A 20,441-nucleotide genomic window follows, 5' to 3' on the forward strand; every position below is an offset into this window, starting at 1 on the left:
GCGGATCGACCAACGTCGCGCAGGCGTGGGATATCGCCGATGCGATGGACCGCGGCCGCCGCCGGAATCGCCTTTGCCTGCCTGACCATGCCCGGCGCCGCGGCGCAGGACGCCGGCCCCGCGTCGAACCCCGCGCTCAGCACCGGACAGGGCGAGACCGAAGCCCATCCCTATCTCGGCGGGCGCATCTATCAGGCGACGGCGTTCGGCAACAGCTTCATGGTGCCGACACCCGACGGCAATGTCATCATCGACACGTCGAACGCGCGCGCCGCCGAACGGCACCATGCGTGGCTCACCAAGGTTTCCGGCGCGCCCGTCCGCTATGTCATCCTGACTCACGCCCACACCGACCATAGCGGCGGACTTCCACTGTGGCGCGGGCCCGGCACGCATGTGATCGCACAGGAGAAAGAGGGCGAGTTTCTCGACTATCGCGCGCGGCTGAGCGGCCTGTTGGCAACCCGCGCGAGCGCGCAATATACCAAAACGGGCAGGACCGTGGTGAGCCACGCCAATCCCGGCAATCACGCCGCGGGGCCGCTCGCCGACATAGTGTTCGACAAGGAATATCGCTTTACGCTCGGCGGACTGACCTTCGTCTGTTTCGCGGCGCCGGGCGAGACGCCCGACATGCTCAATGTCTGGATTCCCGAGCTCAAGGCGCTCTTCATCGGCGACAATTATTACCAGTCTTTCCCCAATCTCTACACGCTGCGCGGCACCGAACCCCGGCCGGCGCTCGACTATGTCGCCTCCATCGACAAGGTTCTGGCGCTGAAACCCGCCATCGTTCTGCCCAGCCACGGCGTCCCGATCGAGGGCGCCGACACGGTGCAGCGGGTGCTGACCCGCTATCGCGATGCGATCCTCTATGTCCACGACGCCACGGTGAAGGGGATGAACGAGGGCAAGGACGTCTATACGCTGATGCGCGACGTCAAGCTGCCGCCGTCGCTCGACGTCGGCGAGGATTATGGCAAGATCGCCTGGTCGGTGCGCGGCATCTACGATGCCTATATCGGCTGGTTCGATGGCGACCCCGCCTCGATCTATCCGGTGTCGCCCGACGAGGCCTATGCGGAACTCACGCGCCTGGCGGGCGGAGCGGACGCTGTCGCCGCCCGCGCGCAAGCGCTGATCGCGGATCATCGGGCGGCGACGGCGCTCCGCCTGACCAGCGCCGCCCTGGCGGCCGATCCGGCCAGCAAAGCGGCCCTCAAGGCGCGGATCGCGGCGTTCGAGGCGCTGCTCGCGGCCTCGCGAAACTCGAACGAGAACGGCTGGCTTCGCAAAGGCCTGTTCGATGCGAAAGCGGCGCTCGCCGGACCTGCGACCGGGGAAGAACCATGACGGCTTGTTGGAAAGAGGCGCTGTCTATACTGCCGCAAAGGACGGAATCCCGCCGTCGATCGGCGCAAATCATGCGGCGCGAACCGGGGCGAAAGACGCGCCCCCGCTTCGCGCACGAGGTAAGAAAAATGGCAAAGAGCAGCGGCAGAAGCAGGAACAGCGACGATAATCGCACCACCGACGCCTGGCTTTCGGAAGCGATCATCCGCGAGATCATCGTCCAGCGGCACCAGCCCGGAATGCCGCTCCGCGAAAATGAGATCGCCGAGCGCTACGAAGTCAGCCGGCCGTCGGCGCGCGAAGCGTTGCGGCTCGCTGCGCAGGCGGGCTTCGTCGATATCCTGCCGTGGCGCGGCGCCCGCGTCGCGAATATCGATATCGACCAGTTCATCGATGCGCTCGGCATACTCGAGGATATTTATGCGCGCTGCGCGGCGCTGGCGAGCGAGCATATGCCCGAATCCGCCTTCGCCGAACTCGATCGTCATATTCCCGCCGACGCGGCGCACCTGCCCGATACGGCGGACAAGGGGCAGCTCTATCGCCTGTCCTTCTCGATCGGCGCCTTCATCGGCCAGCATTCGGGCAGCCCGATCGCCGAACGGATGCTGCTGCACATCGGCCGGCTCGTCCTTTGGCAGCAGCGCCTTCATTTGCCCGGCACCGTCGAAACCGAAGTCGAATCGCTCCACGCCCACCGGCTCATGGCGGCGGCGATCAAGTCGCGGCAGCGCGATGTCGCCGCGAGCGCGGCGCGCGCCATCGTGCTGATCACCCGCCGGTCGCTGCATCCGGCGCCGGTCCGCGAATCCGATCGCTCGACGCTCGCGAGCCTCGAATCGATCGGCCAATCGATCCGGCCCACATCGGCCGCAGGCACATCAGGGAAGGATCGCGAATGACCCATGCAAAAAGGGCACCGCGCCCCACCGGCCGCCGGGCGGCGGCGCGGCGCGTCTTGACGACGGCGGCTACCGTCCTGACCGCTCTTGCGCTCGGCGCCTGCGCGGCGCCGCGCGAACGGACGGCAGCGACCCCGCCCGCCGCGACCGCCGACCAGCCGAACATCATCCTGATCGTCGCCGACGACCTCGGTCACGGCGACCTCAGCGCCTACGGCGGCGCCATTCGCACCCCCAATATCGACGCGCTGGCCCGGTCGGGAATCCGCTACGATACCGCCTATTCGACCGCGCCGATCTGCTCCCCGTCGCGCGCCGGATTCCTATCCGGCCGGTTTCAGGGGCGCTTCGGCTTCTATTACAATCTCGTCGGCCGCGACGTCGGCATGCCGGCCGAAGAGACGACGCTCGCCGAAGTCGCGAAGCAGGCGAACTACCAGACCGCGATGATCGGCAAATGGCACGTCGGCGACGGGGTCGGGCGCCACCCGCTCGACCAGGGCTTCGACAGCTTTTTCGGCTTCCTCGGCGGCGCGACCAGCTATTATCCCGACGGCACCAAGGGACTGGTGACCACCGACAGCGGCGAAGGCAAGCTTATCACGCGCAAGCGCTTTCCGATCATGGAGGGGCGCGAAACCGTCAATCCGCCCGGCAACATCACCGATGTGTTCACCGACCGGGCCGTAAAATTCGTCGGATCGGGACATGATCGCCCCTTCTTCCTCTATCTGGCCTATAATGCACCGCATTCGCCATATGCGGCAACGAAGGAAGATGTGCAGCCATTTGCGAAGGATCCGTCGCCGCAATCCCGAATCTACAAGGCGATGATTACAAAGCTCGACCAGAATGTCGGGCGGCTGATGGGCGCCTTGAAAGCGCACGGACTTGATCGTCGAACGATTGTTTTTTTCATCAGCGACAATGGCTGCCCCAACTATGCCGAAGGCGCCTGCTCCAACGCGCCTTTCGCGGGATGGAAAGCCTTTCCGCTCGAAGGCGGCGTGCGCGTGCCCTTCATCCTCAGCGCCCCCGGACGGGTGAAGCGCGGCCAGGTCGAGGCGCGCCCGATCTCGACGCTCGACATCATGCCGACGATGGCCGCCGCGATGCACCGGCCCGCGCCGCCGCAGAGCGAGGGACAGAATCTGCTCGCCGCGTCCGCCCTGCCGGCGGATCGGACGCTGTTCTGGCGCATGGGGCCCAATCACTGGGCGCGGAGCGGCCCGTGGAAGCTGATCACGATCAACAAGGCGGCCGAGGTCCAGACGCTCGCGGATGTGATGGGGAAACCCCTGCCCGACGGCACGCAGCTCGGCATATCGCCGCTCGGACAATGGCAAATGCTCTTCGATATCGTCCGCGATCGGGACGAAGCGAACGACCTTTCGTCGCAGCAGCCCGAAGCCGTCGCGGATCTGGAGCGCCGTTTCGATCGCTGGGATGAAAAGAATATTCCCCCGGCCTTCACCAGCCGCCGCGAATTCCGGACCGAGATCGACGGCAAGAAGGTCCAGTTGATCTTCTGACGGCCTTTTCCTTCCGCTACGGGGTGGAGAGCGGACTTTGACTACCTATTCTCGTCATCCCGGCGAAGGCCGGGATCTCGCCGGTGCGTCATGGCGATAGGGTGAGATCCCGGCCTTCGCCGGGATGACGGTAAATGCTCGAAATCCGCTCTTCCCTCCAGGGTCGCAGCAATTCCGCCTCTACCCCAGCACCCAGCTCCGCCGCGGATAGCCCTGCGCCCAGAGCAGCGCGGTCAGGTCGTGGTGGCGGACCACCGCGTCGGCGGCTTCGGCCGCCGCGGCGTGCGGGTAATAGCCGATGCCCAGCCCGGCCGCGGTCAGCATCGGAATGTCGTTCGCGCCGTCGCCGACCGCCAGCGTCTCGGCGAGCGGCAGGCCGTGCTTCGCCGCCTCGCTCTTCAGCGTCTCGAGCTTCGCATCCTTGTCGACGATCGGCTCGTTCACCGTGCCGGTCAGCTTGCCGCCCTCGATCCGCAATTCATTGGCGACGATCCGGTCGAACCCGATCGCTTCGCCCACCGGCCCCGCAAAGGCGGTGAAACCGCCCGTCACGAGCACCGAATGCGCGCCATGCGCCTTCATCGTCTGGACGAGCGTGCGCGCGCCGCGGGTCAGGCGGACGCGCTCCATCCGGCATTGGGTCAGCACATCCTCGCCCAGCCCGCGCAGCAGCGCGACGCGCTCGGTCAGCGCGCCGCGGAAATCGACCTCGCCGCGCATCGCCCTTTGGGTAATCGCCGCGACCTGATCCTTGATCCCGGCGTAATCGGCCAGTTCGTCGATGCATTCGCAGCCGATCATCGTCGAATCCATGTCGGCGATGATCAGCTTCTTGGTGCGGTCGCCGAACGGCTGGACGACGATGTCGAGCGCACCATGGTCCATCTTCGCCAGTTCGGCGCGCGCGCTGACCAGGCTGCCCTGAAAGAAAATGTCGGCCGCATCATGCTCGTCGATCCAGTGCGGCGCGCCGACATCGTGCCCCGTCATGTCGAGCCGGTCGATCGCTTCGCGAACCACCTCGTCGGTGAGCTTTCCGGCTGCTATCAGCGTGGCAACGAACATGGCTTCTCCTTCTGTCTCTTCCGTTCGCGGGCGGCCGCCCGTCGTACTTATCGCCGGACCCACGGCCAGCGGCAAGAGCGCTTTGGCGGTCGCGCTCGCAAAAGCCTGCGGCCGCGCAGTGGTGATCAACGCCGACGCGAGCCAGGTCTATGCCGACCTCGCCATCCTCTCGGCGCGCCCGGCGGCAGCCGAGATGGAGGGCGTGCCGCACCGCCTTTTCGGCCATATCGACGGCAAGGAGGCGTGCAACGCCGCGCGCTGGGCGGCCGAAGCGCAGGCAGAAATCGCGCGGGCCCATGCCGCGGGCGCGCTCCCGATCCTCGTCGGCGGCACCGGCCTCTATCTTCGCACCCTGCTCTTCGGCATCGCGCCGGTACCGCAGATCGACCCGGCGATCCGCGAGGCCGTCCGCGCGCTGCCGGTCGCCGAAGCCCATGCCGCGCTGGCAAAGGCCGATCCCGAAGCCGCCGCGCGGCTCCACCCCGCAGACGCCACCCGCGTCGCCCGCGCGCTCGAGGTCGTCCGCTCGACCGGCCGCCCGCTCGGCGAGTGGCAGCGCGCGCGCGAGGGCGGCATCGCCGACGACATCGCCCTCACCCCGCTGATCCTCCTCCCGCCGCGCGACGACCTGCGCGCCCGCTGCGACGCGCGCCTCGTCCAGATGTTCGAACGGGGCGCGATCGCCGAAGTCGAAGCGCTGCTCGCGCGCCGCCTCGACCCCGATCTGCCCGCGATGCGCGCGATCGGCGTGCCGCAGATCGCGGCCCATCTGGCGGGCGCGATCAGCCGCGACGAAGCACTCGCGCAGGCGCAGGCCGCGACCCGCCAATATGCAAAGCGCCAATATACGTGGTTCCGCCACCAGCCCCCCGCCGATTGGCCGCGCCACGAAGAATCATTAAACATCGATTCCATCGACAAAATAGCAATTTTATTACGTGATAGACTGTTGACAAGATAGAATCATGCACCTATTGCCCGCAGCCCTGTTGCAGCGCACAAGCGCTGCCTTTCTGCTGTTGAAAGGAGTTTCGTCGTGACGGAAATGAGCGGTGCCGACATGGTGGTTCAGGCGCTGGTCGACCTCGGGGTCGACACGGTGTTCGGCTATCCGGGCGGCGCGGTCCTTCCCATCTATGACGCGCTCTACAAGCACCCGACGATCAAGCACATCCTCGTCCGCCACGAACAGGCGGCGACCCACGCGGCGGAGGGCTATGCGCGCTCGACCGGCAAGCCCGGCGTCGTGCTCGTCACTTCGGGGCCCGGCGCGACCAATGCGGTCACCGGCATCACCGACGCGCTGATGGATTCGATCCCGATGATCGTGCTGACCGGCCAGGTGCCGACGACCTTGATCGGCACCGACGCCTTCCAGGAGTGCGACACCGTCGGCATCACGCGCCACTGCACCAAGCATAATTATCTGGTGATGGACCCCGACCGGCTCGGCCCGATCCTGCACGAGGCGTTTCACATCGCGACCCACGGCCGCCCCGGCCCGGTGGTGATCGACATTCCAAAGAATGTGCAGGTCGCGACCGGCACCTATTCGGTGCCCGAGATCATCCAGCACGCCAGCTATCGCCCGCAGATCGAGCCCGACGCCGATGCGATCGCCGCCGCGATCGACATGATCGCCGCGGCCGAGCGCCCGGTCTTCTACACCGGCGGCGGCGTGATCAACGCCGGGCCCGGCGCCAGCGCGGCGCTGCGCCAGCTCGTGTCGCTGACCGGCGCGCCGATCACCTCGACCTTGATGGGGCTCGGCGCTTTTCCGGCCGACGATCCGAAGTGGCTCGGCATGCTCGGCATGCACGGCACGTACGAGTCGAACATGGCGATGAACCGCGCCGACCTGATCATCGCGGTCGGCGCGCGCTTCGACGACCGGGTGACCGGCCGCCTCGACGCCTTCGCGCCCGAAGCGAAGAAGATCCACATCGACATCGACCGCAGCTCGATCAACAAGATCGTCCCCGTCGACCTCGCGATCGCGGGCGATGCCGGGCGCGCGCTCGACGCGCTAGTCGCCGCATGGGCCGACAAGGGCCACAAGGCGCGCGACTATGGCGAATGGTGGCGCCGCATCGACGGCTGGCGCGCCGCGCGCTGCCTCGACTTCCCCGAAAAGAAGGACGCTGCCGCCGAGATCATGCCGCAGCGCGCGGTCAAGGCGTTGTTCGACGCGACGCGCGGCCGCGACCCGATCATCACCACCGAGGTCGGCCAGCACCAGATGTGGGCGGCGCAGCATTTCGGCTTCTCGACCCCCAACCGCTGGCTCACCTCGGGCGGGCTCGGCACGATGGGTTACGGCTTCCCCGCCGCGGTCGGCGCGCAGATCGGCAATCCCAATCGCCTCGTCGTCTGCATCGCGGGCGAGGCCTCGCTTCAGATGAACATTCAGGAGATGGGCACTGCGGCGCAATATCGCCTGCCGGTGAAGATCTTCATCCTCAACAATGAATGGATGGGGATGGTCCGCCAGTGGCAGGAACTGACCTATGAAAGCCGCTATTCGAACAGCTATTCGGACAGCCTGCCCGATTTCGTGAAGCTGGCCGAGGCCTATGGCTGGACGGGCCTGCGCATCGACACGCTCGGCGAGCTCGAGGACGGCATTCGCACGATGCTCGACACCCCCGGCCCGGTGATCGTCGACTGCCGCGTCGCGAAGCTCGCCAACTGCTTCCCGATGATCCCGTCGGGCGCTGCACACACCGACATGATCCTCCAGCCGAGCGACGTCACCGGCACGATGGACGACGAAGCGAAAGCGCTGGTGTGATGACAGATCAGATCACGTTGGCCGCACTGGTACGCGACGCTCGCAGTTTTACAGATCGCGAGGAACTGCCCTTCGCAGAGGAGCCGTGGAATGAGAATTCGCGGATCATCTGGCGTGAAGGCGATTCCACCGAAGCAGTTGAAACCGATGGCCGGACCTTCAGTTACTTCCTCGAACCCTTCATCATCGTCGAGCAATTTTCCAACTGGCCTGACAGCGGCACGCTTGTTGATCGGGTAATCGATTACGCGCGAAGCGACGCTTAGGGGACAAACATGAAAATTCAAACCGAAGCGGGCGAGCGTCATGTGCTCGCCGTCACCGTCGACAACGAAGCCGGGGTGCTCGCCAAGATCACCGGCCTGTTCACCGCGCGCGGCTATAATATCGAAAGCCTGACCGTGGCGGACATCACCGCCGACCATGCGCTGTCGCGCATCACCATCGTCACCTCCGGCCCACCGCCGATCATCGACCAGATCATCGCGCAGCTCGACCGCCTCGTTCCCGTCCACAAGGTCGTCGACCTTGCCGACCACGAGGCGCATGTCGAGCGCGAGATCGCGCTGGTCAAGGTCGCGGGCACCGGCGACAAGCGCATCGAGGCGCTGCGCATGGCCGACGTGTTCCGCGCCAAGGTCGTCGACACGACGCTGACCAGCTTCATCTTCGAGATCACCGGCAACAGCGACAAGGTCGACCGCTTCATCGCCTTGATGCGCGAATGCGGTCTCGTCGAGGTCGGCCGCACCGGCGTCGTCGCCATCGCCCGCGGCGCGGAGGCGCTTTAGAGTTCAAGCATTGGGTTTCAACTATCGTCACCCCGGACTTGATCCGGGGTCCATTCAGAACTTCGCCGGAAACGGAGCGCCGAATGGATGCCGGACCAAGTCCGGCATGACGAACGAAAATAAGGGAAGAAAGACATGCAGGTTTACTACGATCGCGACGCCGACCAGGATCTGATCAAGAACAAGAAGGTCGCCATCCTCGGCTATGGCAGCCAGGGGCATGCCCATGCGCAGAACCTCCGCGACAGCGGCGTGCGCGACGTCGCGATCGCGCTCCGTCCCGGTTCGGCGACCGCGAAGAAGGCCGAAGGCGCAGGCTTCAAGGTGCTGTCGAACAAGGAAGCCGCCGAATGGGCCGACGTCATCATGATCGCCGCCCCCGACGAGCATCAGGCGAAAATCTATTATGACGACCTCGCCGACAATCTGAAGCCCGGCGCCGCGCTGGCCTTCGCGCACGGCCTCAACATCCACTTCGGCCTGATCGAGGCGCGTCCCGACATCGACGTCTTCATGGTCGCGCCGAAAGGCCCCGGCCACACCGTGCGCAGCGAATATCAGAAGGGCGGCGGCGTCCCCTGCCTGATCGCGGTCGCGCAGGAAGCGAGCGGCAACAGCGGCAACGGCCACGCCAAGGCGCTTGCTCTCAGCTATGCGTCGGCGGTCGGCGGCGGCCGCAGCGGCATCATCGAGACCACGTTCAAGGAAGAGTGCGAAACCGACCTGTTCGGGGAGCAGGCGGTGCTCTGCGGCGGCGTCACCCATCTGATCCAGGCGGGCTTCGAAACGCTGGTCGAGGCGGGCTATGCCCCCGAAATGGCCTATTTCGAGTGCCTCCACGAAACCAAGCTGATCGTCGACCTCCTCTATGAGGGCGGCATCGCCAACATGCGCTATTCGATCTCGAACACCGCCGAATATGGCGACATCAAGACGGGTCCGCGCATCATCACCGACGAGACCAAGGCCGAAATGAAGCGCGTCCTCGCCGACATCACCTCGGGCCGCTTCGTCAAGGATTTCGTCCTCGACAACCAGGCCGGCCAGCCCGAGCTGAAGGCGAGCCGCAAGGCCGCCGCCGCGCACCCGATCGAACAGACCGGTGCGCAGCTGCGCGCGATGATGCCGTGGATCGCCAAGAACAAGCTGGTCGACAAGGCGGTCAACTAAGTCCTCCCTTATCTCATCGTCATTGCGAGGAGCGCAGCGACGAAGCAATCCAGAGCTTGCGTAAACCGCTCTGGATTGCTTCGCTGCGCTCGCAATGACAAGCGAAGGGCGAACGGAGGGAACGGTGCACGAAAACTTCCACACCCAGCGTCCCGACCTCCCCTTCGCCTGCGAATGCGGCGCCGTTTCCGGAACGCTGACCATCGACGCCGGGGGCGATCACGTCATATGTCATTGCACCGATTGCCAGAACCTCGCTCATTATCTCGGCCACGAGCGGGTGCTCGATGCACAAGGCGGCACGGCGCTGTATCAGACGCGGTGCGCGCGGATGCGGCTGGCATCGGGCCGAGACCGGCTCGCCTGCGTCCACCTCACCGACCAGCCGACGCTGCGCTGGTATGCCCAATGTTGCCGGATGCCGCTGTTCAACACCTATGCGAACGGCAAGCTGCCCTTCATCACGGTTCAACTCGCCGCCTGCGACACTGCGGCGCGCGACCGGCTCCTCGGCGCCACCGGGGGACATCTTTTCACGCACGAGGCGATCGGCGACGCCAGCGACCTTCGCAAGATGTCCATGGTCACGCTGATGCGACGCTTCTTCGTGCGCGCCATCAAGGACGTCGTCTCGGGCGACCGTCGCCGCGCCGCGCTGTTCGATCCGAAAACGCTCGCCCCCATCGCTCCGCCACACCGGCTGACCGCCGAAGAACGGCAGAATCTGTGGCACAATCGATCCCACCAATAACTTCGTCATTGCGAGCGAAGCGAAGCAATCCAGAGCGGTTTACGCGGGCTCTGGATTGCTTCGCTTCGCCCGCAATGACGGACAGGGACGCAGAATGACCATCTCCCCCTTCCACGCCCACCGCAAGGGTCTCGACGCGCTCGCCGCCGCCGATCGCCGCCGCGCGCTCGCGCCGCGCGCCGGCGCCGATTTCGCCTCGAACGACTATCTCGCGCTCGCCGGCTCCTACGCGCTCAATGAAGCGCTGGCGGCGGGTCTTCAGCGCGGGCTGCCGGCGGGCTCGGGCGGCTCGCGCCTGCTGCGCGGCAATCATGACGAGCATGAGGCGCTCGAAGCCCATGCCGCGCGCCATTACGGCAGCGAGGCAGCGCTCTTCTTCCCCACCGGCTTCGCCGCCAATGCCGCGCTGTTCGCGACGCTGCCGCAGCGCGGCGACCTCGTCGTCCATGACGAACTCATCCACGCGAGCGCGCACGACGGGATGAAGCTCGGCCGCGCCGGGCGCGTCGACGCGCACCACAACGACGCGCAGGCATTCGACGACATCATCGCGCGCTGGCGGCGCGGCGGCGGCAGCGGGACGCCGTGGATCGCGGTCGAAAGCCTCTATTCGATGGACGGCGACCGCGCCCCGCTCGCCGATCTCGCCGCGGTCGCCCACCGCCACGACGCCGTGCTCATCGTCGACGAAGCCCATGCGACCGGTGTCTACGGTCCCGCGGGCCAAGGCCTCGCGCACGATCTCAGCCGCCGCGACAATCTGATCACTCTCCACACCTGCGGCAAGGCGCTCGGCTGCGAAGGCGCGCTGCTCTGCGGGCCGGCGATCGTCCGCGACTTCATCGTCAACCGCGGCCGCCCCTTCATCTTCTCGACCGCCCCGTCGCCGCTGACGGCATGGCTCGTCCGCCAGGCGCTCGAAATCGTCGCGAACGAGCCCGAACGGGCGGCGCGGCTTCAGGGCCTCGTCCGCCATGCCGAAACCCGCCTCGCCGCGCTCGGCCTGCCCGCCAGCGGCAGCCAGATCATCCCGGTCGTCATCGGCGACAACGGCCGCACCATGCGGATCGCCGCCGCGCTGCAGGCCGCGGGCTTCGACGTCCGCGGCATCCGCCCGCCGACGGTGCCGGAGGGCACCGCGCGCCTTCGCATCGCGATCACCCTCAACGTCGGCGAGCGCGAGGTCGATGCAATGGTCGACGCGCTGGCCACCGCGATGGCAGAGGCATGACCCGCTTCGTCGTCACCGGCACCGACACCGGCATCGGCAAGACGATCTTCTCCGCCGCGCTCGCCGGCGCGCTCGGCGTCCCCTATTGGAAGCCGATCCAGTCGGGCCTCGAAGAGGAGACCGACAGCGAAATTGTCGCGCGCCTCGCGGGCGTTTCCGTGCGTCCCGAAGCCTACCGCCTCGTCACCCCCGCCTCGCCGCACCTCGCGGCCGAAATCGACGGCGTGGAAATCGACCCCGACGCGCTGACGCCCCCCGATGGCGCCTTGATCGTCGAGGGGGCCGGCGGCGTCCTCGTCCCCGTCACGCGCACGCTGCTTTACGCCGACCTGTTCGCGCGCTGGCGCATCCCGGTGATCGTCTGCGCGCGCACCGGCCTCGGCACGATCAACCACAGCCTGCTGACGATCGAAGCGCTGAAACGCCGGGGCGTCGCAATCCACGGCCTCGCCTTCCTCGGCGAAGCGATGCCCGACAGTGAGGCGATCATCGCCAAGCTCGGCGGCGTCCGCCGTCTCGGCCGCCTGCCCATCGTCGATCCGCTGACGCCCGAAGAACTCGCCGAAGCCTTCGCCGCAAACTTCGATTCAGCCGATTTCGGCTAGAGCGGATCAGCCGGGCTTCTTTGCGGATGCCGCCAGCTCTTCCCTGATCGCACGGCGAAGAATCTTGCCGGCGCCGTTGCGCGGCAAGACGGCGAAACGCGCGATCCGCTTGGGAATCTTGTAGGCCGCGATCCGCCCGCGCATCCACGCCGCGATATCGGCGTCCGCGACGCTCTCGTCGCGCAGCACGACCGCGGCCGTCACCGCCTCGCCCCAGCGCGCGTCGGGCAGGCCGACGATCGCCGCCTCGACGATCGCGGGATGTGCGGACAACAAAGATTCGACCTCCGCCGGATAGACATTCTCGCCGCCGCTGATGATCATGTCGTTGAGCCGGTCGCGCACGAAGAGATAGCCGTCCGCGTCGAGATAGGCCGCATCGCCGGTCAGCAGCCAGCCGTCGCCGTCGATCGCCTCCGCGCTCGCTTCGGGCCGGCGCCAATAGCCGCTGAGGTTGGCGACCGACCGGATGGCGATCTGTCCGGTTTCACCGGCAGGCAGTCTCTCGCCCGACGGGCCGCGGATTTCGAGTTCGACGCCCGGCAAAGCCTTGCCCGCCGAGGCGAGGCGCGGATTGCCCGGCCGATGATCATCGGGCGCCAATGCGACGACGGTTCCGGCGGTTTCGGTCATGCCATATTGCTGCGCGAAATCGCAGCGAAGCCGCTGCATCGCCCGGTCGAGCACGGCGAGCGGCATCGGGCTTGCGCCATAGAGCACCGTCTTCAGCCCGCCGAAATCGATCGCGTCGGCGCGCGGATGATCGATCAGAAGCTGCAACGCCGCGGGAACGAGGAAAATCTTCGAAAAGGCCCGCTCGTCGATCAGCGTCAGGATCGCCTCGGTATCGAATTCGGGCAGGATGACGCTCGGCCGCCCCGAATCGAACGCCATCAGCGCCCAGCCCATGCCGCCGATGTGGAACATCGGCATCGCGAGCAGACCGACGTCGCTCTCGTCCCAGCGATACCAGTCGAGATCGCGCCACGCAGGCCGTGCGCCGAGCAACGCGCGGTGGCTGAGCATCGCCCCCTTGGGCTTGCCGGTCGTTCCCGAAGTATAGAGCTGAAGCGAAATATCCTCGGCCGTTCCCGCGACGACATCGGACGCATCGGCATCGGCGCCGTCCAGCCACGCGCCCCATTCGCTTCCCAGGCCGACGATCCGAAGGGCGAGTCCCGCGCTCGCCTGCCGCGCGATCGCGTCGAACTCGGGGGAGACGAACAGGATCGGCGCCTCGGCATCGGCGACGATGAAGGCAAGCTCGCCCGCGGCAAGCCGCCAGTTGAGCGGAACAAAGGTCGCGCCCACCATGTTCGCGGCGAGCCACAATTCAAAGCCTGAAATATGGTTCTTCGACAGCCAGGCGACGCGGCTTCCCGCCCCCACGCCGTCGCGCCGCAAAGCGGCCGCGACACGCCGCGCGCGTGCCTCGAATGCGGCGAAACCGATCGCTTCGCCATCGACGATGAAAGCCGGCGCATCGGGGGCGGCGACGGCCAGATGACGCGCAAGTGCCGGGAAGGTATCGCGCTGCTCGACGCTCATCGCCGCTTCATCCTTTTTCAAACGACCTGATGCAGCAGCGGCTCGCCCGCCGCCAGCCGCCGGTAATTTTCGCCCGCGACCGCCATGCTGCGCGCCAGCGTCTCGGGCGTCAGCCAGGCGAGGTGCGGCGTCGCGACGATCCCGGGCAACGTCAACAACGGGTTGTCCGCCCGCACCGGTTCGGCCTCGAACACGTCGAGCCCGGCGCCGCGCAGCCGTCCTTCGGCGATGGCATCGTAAAGCGCCTTTTCGTCGACCAGCTCGCCGCGCGCCGTGTTGATCAGCACCGCCCCCGGCCGCATCCGGCCGAGCCGGGCGGCATCGACGATATGGCGCGTCGCGTCGGTCAGCGGCACGTGCAGCGACAAGATGTCGCTTTCGCCGAACAGGGTATCGAGATCGACCGCGCGCCCCGGCGCATCGGGCGCCGCGGCGGGATCGTGGCGCAGCACGCTGCCGCCGAGCGCCTCGATCGCCCCGGCAAGCCGCCGCGGCACTTCGCCGAAGCCGAGGAAACCGACCGTCCGCCCGCATATTTCGCCGCAGGAATCGATCAGCGCCGGCTCGGGCGACCATTGGCGTCCGCCCTTGGTCATCGCGTCGAGCGCGGGGATGCGGCGCAGCACCGAAAGCATCAGCCCGAGCGCCAGTTCGGCCACCGCCTGGCTGTTGGTGCCGGGCATGTTCGCGACCGCGACGCCGCGCGACCGCGCCGCGTCGAGATCGATCGTATTCACCCCGACGCCGATCTTCTGGATCAGGCGAAGCTGCGGCGCTCCTTCGATCATCGCGCGTGTCACCGGCTTCAGCACATGGAGCAATATTTCGGCGTCGGCGATCTCGCGGGCGAAATCGGGGCTCTCCTCGTCGACCACCACGATATCCAGCCCGTCGGCGAGCCCCGCGAGCGACGCGCGAAAGCCGGGGCTCGCACCATAATGGAGGACCGCCTTCATGCGCCGAGGGCCGCCGAAACGCCGGGCGCGAAGGCGCGGATGCCGTCGAAGCGATTGTCGGCCCCCAGCGCTTCCTCGATCCGCAGCAGTTCGTTCCATTTCGCCATGCGCTCCGAGCGCGCGAAGGAGCCGACCTTGAGCTGGCGGGCGTTCCAGCCGACCGCGAGATGCGCGATCGTCACATCCTCGGTCTCGCCCGACCGGGCCGACACGATCGTCCCCCATTGCCGGCGCTGCGCCGCGTCGAGCGCCGCCTTCGCTTCGCTGAGCGACCCGGCCTGGTTGACCTTGACGAGCACCGCATTGCACGCGCCCGCCGCCGCCGCCGCGTCGACGCGGTCGCTGTTGGTGACCAGATAATCGTCACCGATGATCTGGATGCGTCCGCCGAGCCGCCGCGTCACCGCGACCATGCCCGGCGTGTCGTCCTGCCCCACCGGATCCTCGATCGACAGGATCGGATAGCGCGCGGCCCAGTCGCAGACGCGCTCGACCATCTCCTCGCTCGACGACCGTGCATCGTCGAGCGCGAGCACATAGCCATTGCCTTCCGCGAACTCGCTCGCTGCGATGTCGAGCGAGATGAAGACGTCCTCGCCGGGGCGATGGCCGGCGCGCTCGATCGCTTCGACCAGCGTTTCCAGCGCCTGTTCGTTGGTGTCGAACATCGGCCACCAGCCGCCCTCGTCGGCAGTGCCGACCATGCGGTCGCGGTCCTGCATCACCTCGCCTGCCGCGCGATAGACGTCGCCCGTCACCTCCAGCACCTCGCGGATCGATGCCGCCTTCGGCACCATGATCATGAAATCCTGGATGTCGGTGCGCCGCCCGGCGTGCGCGCCGCCGCCGAAGATCTGGATTTCGGGCAGCGGCAGCGAGACCGGGCCGCCGCGCGACAGCCAGCGCCACAGCGGCACGCCCTCGGCCGCGGCGGCGGCGTGCGCGGCCGCCATCGATACCGCGACGGTCGCATTGCCGCCGACGCGGCCCTTGTTCGGCGTGCCGTCGGCGCGGCAGAGGCGCGCGTCGATCTGGTCCTGCTCGCGCGCGTCGGCGCCGATCAGCAGCGGCGCGATCTCGCCGTTCACCGCCGCGACGGCGCGCTCGACCCCCATGCCGCCGAAGCGGCTGCCGCCGTCGCGCAGGTCGACCGCTTCATATTTCCCGCGCGACGCCCCCGCGGGCGCGATCGCCCGCCCGATGGCCCCGCCAGCAAGATGCACTTCCGCCTCGACGGTCGGCCGCCCGCGCGAATCCCACACCGAACGCGCACGGACTTGAGCGATATTGTTGTTCATCGGCTATCCAATCTTTCGAACCACATATGTTTGAGCACATCGATGTCGTCGCCGTTTTCGGCGGGGCGATGCAGGAAGTCGCGTGCGAAACGGCGGACGAAGGCGCGTTCGGACGCGTTCAGATATTCGACCGGCGACTTGCCGTCGACGCGCGCGAGGAGCAGCGCGGCAAGCAGCGGCGCGGTGCGGCGCGACAGGGCCGCCGCCTCTTCCCAACCCGCATCGTCCAGCCATGCCCCGGCAAAGGCGCCGCACGCATCGCGGCTCGCCCTGGTCCCGAGCTTGAGCGCCTTGAGCAGCAAATGGGTCAGGCAGAAAGCGGCATCGAAGGCCGGGTCGCCGTGCCAGGCGCATTCGGCGTCGAGGAACAGCGGCCCTTCCGCCGCGCACAGGATATTCTTCGGGCTGACGTCGCCATGGACGAGCGCGACCTTGGTGCGTGCGAGTGATGCCGCGAGCCCGCCGATCCGCGCGGCGAGATCGGGATGCTCGACCGCCGTCGCGTCGAGATAGGGCGATATGCGAAGCTGCCGGAACAGTTCGTCGCTGGCGAAATCCCGCGCGACCGTCTCGTCGGCGCTGCTGCGGTTGTGGACGAGCGCCAGCGCCGCCCCGACGCGCCGCGCGAAATCCGCATCGACACGCCCCGCGAGCAGTTCCGCTTTCCATACCGGATGCGCGGCGGCGTCGAACCATTGCATGACGAAGAGGTTGCGGTCGGGCAGCGAGGCCAGCACGTGCGGCGCGCGCACGCCCCATGCCTGCGCGCGGCGCAGCCACAGCACTTCATAGGCCGAGCGTTCGACCGGCGCGTTCCATTCGGCGGCGACGCGCAGGCGCGGCAGCGCGCGCTTCACCCCGACCGAACGGCCGGGCAGATCGACGCGATAGACGTCGCACGACACGCCGCCCGCGACGGAGACGATCCGCCGCACTTCGCTCTTCGCCGCGATCATCCCGCATTCGAGCAGCGCCGATACGACCGTATCGGCGTCCGCCGACGCGGCGGATGGAGACAATCCCTGTATCAACGCGAACTCCGCCCGCTGTTGGCGGGAGAGCGCCCCTTGGGCCGCCCTCCCCATTCCCTCACTCGGCGAGCAGCCGCGTTTCGAGACGGCCCAGCCCCTCGACCTCGGCCACCATCACGTCGCCGGGCTTGAGATAGGTGTCGGTCGCCATGCCCACCCCCGCGGGCGCGCCGGTGAACAGCAGGTCGCCGGGACGCAGCGTGCTGTGCGAGCTATAGGATTCGATCAGTTCGCCAACCGACCAGATGAATTCCTTGGTCGTCGAATCCTGCTTCAGATCGTCGTTGACCCACAGCTTCAGCCAGAGATTTTCGATGTCGACGAAAGCGGCGGGGACGAGCCACGGGCCGACCGGCGCCGAATGATCGAAGGATTTGCCGGCGACGAGGTCGAACTGGCGGACGTGGCGCGGATTGAACTGCCAGTCGCGCGCCGACAGGTCGTTGCCGACCGCATAGCCCGCGATATGCTGCGCGGCATCGGCGGCCTTGATGTTGCGGCCTTCCTTGCCGATCACGACGACGATCTCGACTTCCCAGTCATATTTCTTCGTATGGCTGGGGAACGGGATGTCGCGGTCGGCGGCAAGCTGCTGGTCGGACGCCTTCAGGAAGAAGAGGCAGTCATAATCCTCCTTCTTGATCTCGCGCTTGGCGTCCTTGCGCATGTGGCAATAATAATTCATCCCCGCGCAGACGATCTTCTTGGGGTTGGTGACGAGCAGGTCATAGCGGACGCCGCCTTCGCCGGGGACGAGCGCGGTCTTCGCCGCTCCGTCGAACGCCGCGACCGCCTTTTCCAGCTTGGCAAAGCTCTCGTCCCACGCGGGAAGCAGGTCGAGCAGGCCTTCGTCGGGCCGCTGGATCAGTCCCGGTGCGACGTCGCTCAGCGCCCAGAAACGCTCGCCGATCTTGACCGCGGGAACACGCTGTCCGCCCTTTTCCAGAACGCAAAGTGCAAAGCTCATATCTTCCTCCGATAATGTGGGGCGATGATGGGAAGCGGCCATGCCATCGCCAGCCACCAGGGCTAACGATAGCATGGCCGACCCGATTAACGGCTGCCGAAGCTCTTGCGGAATTCCACGCCGATCAGGCGCGGAGTGCCGACGTTGACGATATTATATCCCAGCGTCCGGTCGAGATCGACCGCGCCGACGATATACTCCTTGTCGAGCAGATTCTTCGCGAAGATCGCGACATCGGCATCGAGTTCGTCGACGTGCAGGCTGATCCGCGCATCGACGAGGCCATAGGCCTTCTGCGTCACGCTCGACTGCACCAGCGCGGCGGGACGAAGCGATGTCGCGCTGCGCCAGTTCCAGCCGGCGATGAACTTGAGGTCGCCGATCGAGGTCGGAAGCTGGTAGGTCAGGTTCGTCGCCAGCGTCCAGCGCGGAACCGGGAAGCGTTCGTCGCTGCGGTCACCGATGATCGGATCGGCGAAGCTCGAATAGCTTGCATCGGTATAGCTCGCGTTGACGTTCAGCGTCAGCGCATCGGTCGGTTGGGCGGTGATTTCGGCCTCGACGCCGTTGATCTTCGCCTTCGCGGCGTTCGTCACCAGCGTCGTCGCGCTGCCGATCGGCGGCTGAATGCTCGTGCTGCGCTGAATATCCTCATAGATGGCGTGATAGCCGGCGAGGTTCAGGCGCAGGCGCCGGTCGAGCAGGTCGAGCTTCGCGCCGATTTCATAGTCGGTGACGGTCTCGGGCCGGAACGGGTTGAAGGTGCGCGGATCGGATGCCTGGCCGCGCAGATTCTGGCCGCCGCCCTTGAAGCCGCGCGAGGTGCGGGCATAGAAGAGCGTTCCGGTGCCCGGCGTCCAGTCGAGGCTGAGCAGATAGGACCAGTCCGAATAGGTGTCCGACAAATAGCCTTCGCAGGCGCCGTCGATGCGGATCGAAACCGGGATGTTGCAGCCGAGCGCGTTGCGGTTGCGCGTCAACAGCGATTTCGTCTCTTCGGTCCAGCGTAGCCCGGCGGTGATGCGAACCGCGTCCGACACGCGATAGTTCGCCTGTCCGAACACCGCGACGCTCTTGTTGGTGACGTCGCCGTCGCTGATCCCCGGATTGGTCGGCAGGATCGGCGGCAGCGTGCGGCTCACCGTGAACTCGTTGCCCGTCTCCTTCGAATAATAGCCGCCGAGAATCCACGACAGACGCTCGGCCGGGTCGGACAGCAGTTGCAGTTCCTGGCTGAACACCTTCGACTTGGTCACATAATGGGGCTCGAACAGCACGATCGGCGTGCCGTCGAAATCGACATAGGAGTCGCGGTCGGCCCAGCGGTTGGCGGTGATCGACTTGAGGCTCAGATAGTCGCTGACGTCGAACTCGATCGTCCCCGACACGCCATAGCCTTCATAGTCGTTCGCCTGCGGCGAGGTCGTCGGCGCGTCGTAGAAGGAGCCGGCGCTGTTGCCGATCAGTGCGGTCTGCAGATAGGCATAGGCCGCCTCGCGGTTCGCCGGCGTATCGGCGAGGCCCTGCTGCGCCAGCGTCGCGCGCAGCAGATTGGTCGGCGCGGGCAGAACCGAACCGGTTTCCTGCGGATAGGGGTTGAGCCACGACAGGCGCGTGATGATGCCGTCACCCTTGATCCGCTGATAATCGCCCGACAGGTTGATGCGCAGGCGGTCGCTCGGCGCGAAGGCGACGTTGATCCGCCCCGTCTTGGTGACGTCGCCGCCGATCCGTTCGCCGAGCAGGTTGCGGCCATAGCCGTTGTTGCCCGAATATTGGAACACGCCGCGCACCGCGAGCACATCGCGGACCAGCGGCACGTTGAGCGCGCCGGTCGCTTCCATCTTGCCGTGCTCGCCCAGCACCATGCTGACGAAACCGCCCGTTTCCACGAGGTCGGGCTGGCGGGTCGTGATGCTGACCGCGCCGCCGGTGGTGTTCTTGCCGAACAACGTCCCCTGCGGACCGCGCAGCACCTCGACGCGCTCGATGTCGACCATCGCGGCGCGCAGGCCGATCGAGCGCGGCAGATAGACGCCGTCGACATAGACGCCGACCGGCGAGTCGAGCGTCATCAGCGCGTCGGTCGCCGACTGGCCGCGCATCGAGACGAGCAGCGCCGACGGGTCAGCGCTCGACATCTGGGTGAAGAAGCTGGGGGTCGAGGCGGCAATATCGGTGATATCCTTCACCGAACGGTCGATCATCTGCTCGGCGCTGACCGCGGTGATCGCAACCGGAACGTCCTGCACGCTCTCGGCCCGCTTGCGCGCCGTCACCACGATGTCGCCGATGCCCGACGACGCGGCCGCGCCGTCCGCGTCCTCGGCCGGCGCGCCGCCGTCCTGCGCCATCGCAGGCAAGGCCGCCAGCAGCCCCCACGAGGCAGCCCCGATCAACAGGGTCGTCTTGATGGTCTTCATATAGTCCTCCCGCTCTTGGCGGCCGCT

At 66.9% G+C, this 20,441-nt stretch carries 18 protein-coding genes; 11 read left to right on the plus strand and 7 right to left on the minus strand.

The window, feature by feature from the left end; genetic code table 11:
• Positions 1–39: 39 nt before the first annotated feature.
• The 3 genes from NP825_RS10685 (at position 40) to NP825_RS10695 (ending at position 3,787) form a co-directional block, all read left to right on the plus strand.
• A complete protein-coding gene (locus NP825_RS10685) occupies positions 40–1,353 on the plus strand; it encodes an alkyl sulfatase dimerization domain-containing protein (protein ID WP_257543201.1) in 1,314 nt (437 codons plus the stop codon).
• A 128-nt stretch (positions 1,354–1,481) separates the two neighbouring features.
• A complete protein-coding gene (locus NP825_RS10690) occupies positions 1,482–2,255 on the plus strand; it encodes a GntR family transcriptional regulator (protein WP_257543203.1) in 774 nt (257 codons plus the stop codon).
• Entirely contained in the window at positions 2,252–3,787 is a 1,536-nt protein-coding gene (locus tag NP825_RS10695; RefSeq protein ID WP_257543205.1) for a sulfatase-like hydrolase/transferase, read from the plus strand. The genes NP825_RS10690 and NP825_RS10695 overlap by 4 nt, the downstream gene beginning before the upstream one ends.
• 180 nt (positions 3,788–3,967) lie before the next feature.
• Here the strand turns inward: NP825_RS10695 and serB are convergent, their stop codons facing one another.
• Complete coding sequence (gene serB / locus NP825_RS10700; protein ID WP_257543207.1) at positions 3,968–4,852, minus strand: phosphoserine phosphatase SerB; 885 nt, start codon at positions 4,850–4,852, stop codon at positions 3,968–3,970.
• Between serB and miaA the strand changes: the two genes are divergently transcribed.
• From miaA to bioD, 8 genes are all read left to right on the plus strand, one after another.
• Entirely contained in the window at positions 4,851–5,813 is a 963-nt protein-coding gene (gene miaA, locus NP825_RS10705) for a tRNA (adenosine(37)-N6)-dimethylallyltransferase MiaA (protein ID WP_257543209.1), read from the plus strand. The two genes, serB and miaA, sit on opposite strands and share 2 nt — an antisense overlap.
• 75 nt (positions 5,814–5,888) lie before the next feature.
• Positions 5,889–7,643, plus strand: a complete 1,755-nt coding sequence (gene ilvB, locus NP825_RS10710) for a biosynthetic-type acetolactate synthase large subunit (protein WP_257543211.1) — start codon at positions 5,889–5,891, stop codon at positions 7,641–7,643.
• Positions 7,643–7,909, plus strand: coding sequence for a hypothetical protein (locus NP825_RS10715; protein WP_257543213.1), 267 nt, complete (start codon positions 7,643–7,645; stop codon positions 7,907–7,909). Before ilvB ends, NP825_RS10715 begins: the two co-directional genes overlap by 1 nt.
• Positions 7,910–7,918: 9 nt before the next feature.
• A complete protein-coding gene (gene ilvN / locus NP825_RS10720; RefSeq protein WP_257543215.1) occupies positions 7,919–8,434 on the plus strand; it encodes an acetolactate synthase small subunit in 516 nt (171 codons plus the stop codon).
• 135 nt (positions 8,435–8,569) lie between these two features.
• Entirely contained in the window at positions 8,570–9,604 is a 1,035-nt protein-coding gene (gene ilvC, locus NP825_RS10725; RefSeq protein ID WP_257543217.1) for a ketol-acid reductoisomerase, read from the plus strand.
• 124 nt (positions 9,605–9,728) lie between these two features.
• Entirely contained in the window at positions 9,729–10,355 is a 627-nt protein-coding gene (locus tag NP825_RS10730) for a DUF6151 family protein (RefSeq protein ID WP_257543219.1), read from the plus strand.
• A 94-nt stretch (positions 10,356–10,449) separates the two neighbouring features.
• Positions 10,450–11,586: an 8-amino-7-oxononanoate synthase gene (locus NP825_RS10735; RefSeq protein WP_257543221.1), complete on the plus strand. Its 1,137-nt coding sequence runs from the start codon at positions 10,450–10,452 to the stop codon at positions 11,584–11,586.
• Complete coding sequence (bioD, locus tag NP825_RS10740) at positions 11,583–12,191, plus strand: dethiobiotin synthase (protein ID WP_257543223.1); 609 nt, start codon at positions 11,583–11,585, stop codon at positions 12,189–12,191. Before NP825_RS10735 ends, bioD begins: the two co-directional genes overlap by 4 nt.
• Before the next feature lie 6 nt (positions 12,192–12,197).
• On the opposite strand, the gene NP825_RS10745 is transcribed toward bioD, so the two are convergent.
• The 6 genes from NP825_RS10745 to NP825_RS10770 all read right to left on the minus strand — a co-directional run bounded on the left by NP825_RS10745 (position 12,198) and on the right by NP825_RS10770 (position 20,414).
• Positions 12,198–13,739, minus strand: coding sequence for a long-chain-fatty-acid--CoA ligase (locus tag NP825_RS10745; protein ID WP_257543226.1), 1,542 nt, complete (start codon positions 13,737–13,739; stop codon positions 12,198–12,200).
• A gap of 17 nt (positions 13,740–13,756) precedes the next feature.
• Positions 13,757–14,695: a D-isomer specific 2-hydroxyacid dehydrogenase family protein gene (locus NP825_RS10750; RefSeq protein WP_257543229.1), complete on the minus strand. Its 939-nt coding sequence runs from the start codon at positions 14,693–14,695 to the stop codon at positions 13,757–13,759.
• Positions 14,692–15,993 (minus strand): phosphopyruvate hydratase, encoded by a 1,302-nt coding sequence (gene eno / locus NP825_RS10755; protein WP_257543231.1) that lies wholly within the window; start codon positions 15,991–15,993, stop codon positions 14,692–14,694. The genes NP825_RS10750 and eno overlap by 4 nt, the downstream gene beginning before the upstream one ends.
• Positions 15,990–17,024, minus strand: a complete 1,035-nt coding sequence (locus NP825_RS10760; RefSeq protein WP_257543233.1) for a phosphotransferase family protein — start codon at positions 17,022–17,024, stop codon at positions 15,990–15,992. Before NP825_RS10760 ends, eno begins: the two co-directional genes overlap by 4 nt.
• 58 nt (positions 17,025–17,082) lie before the next feature.
• A complete protein-coding gene (locus tag NP825_RS10765; RefSeq protein ID WP_257543235.1) occupies positions 17,083–17,991 on the minus strand; it encodes a fumarylacetoacetate hydrolase family protein in 909 nt (302 codons plus the stop codon).
• Between the two features lie 86 nt (positions 17,992–18,077).
• Positions 18,078–20,414: a TonB-dependent receptor gene (locus tag NP825_RS10770; RefSeq protein WP_257543237.1), complete on the minus strand. Its 2,337-nt coding sequence runs from the start codon at positions 20,412–20,414 to the stop codon at positions 18,078–18,080.
• Between the last annotated feature and the right edge of the window lie 27 nt (positions 20,415–20,441).

Source organism: Sphingopyxis sp. DBS4, from assembly GCF_024628865.1.
Classification (GTDB): Bacteria; Pseudomonadota; Alphaproteobacteria; order Sphingomonadales; family Sphingomonadaceae; genus Sphingopyxis.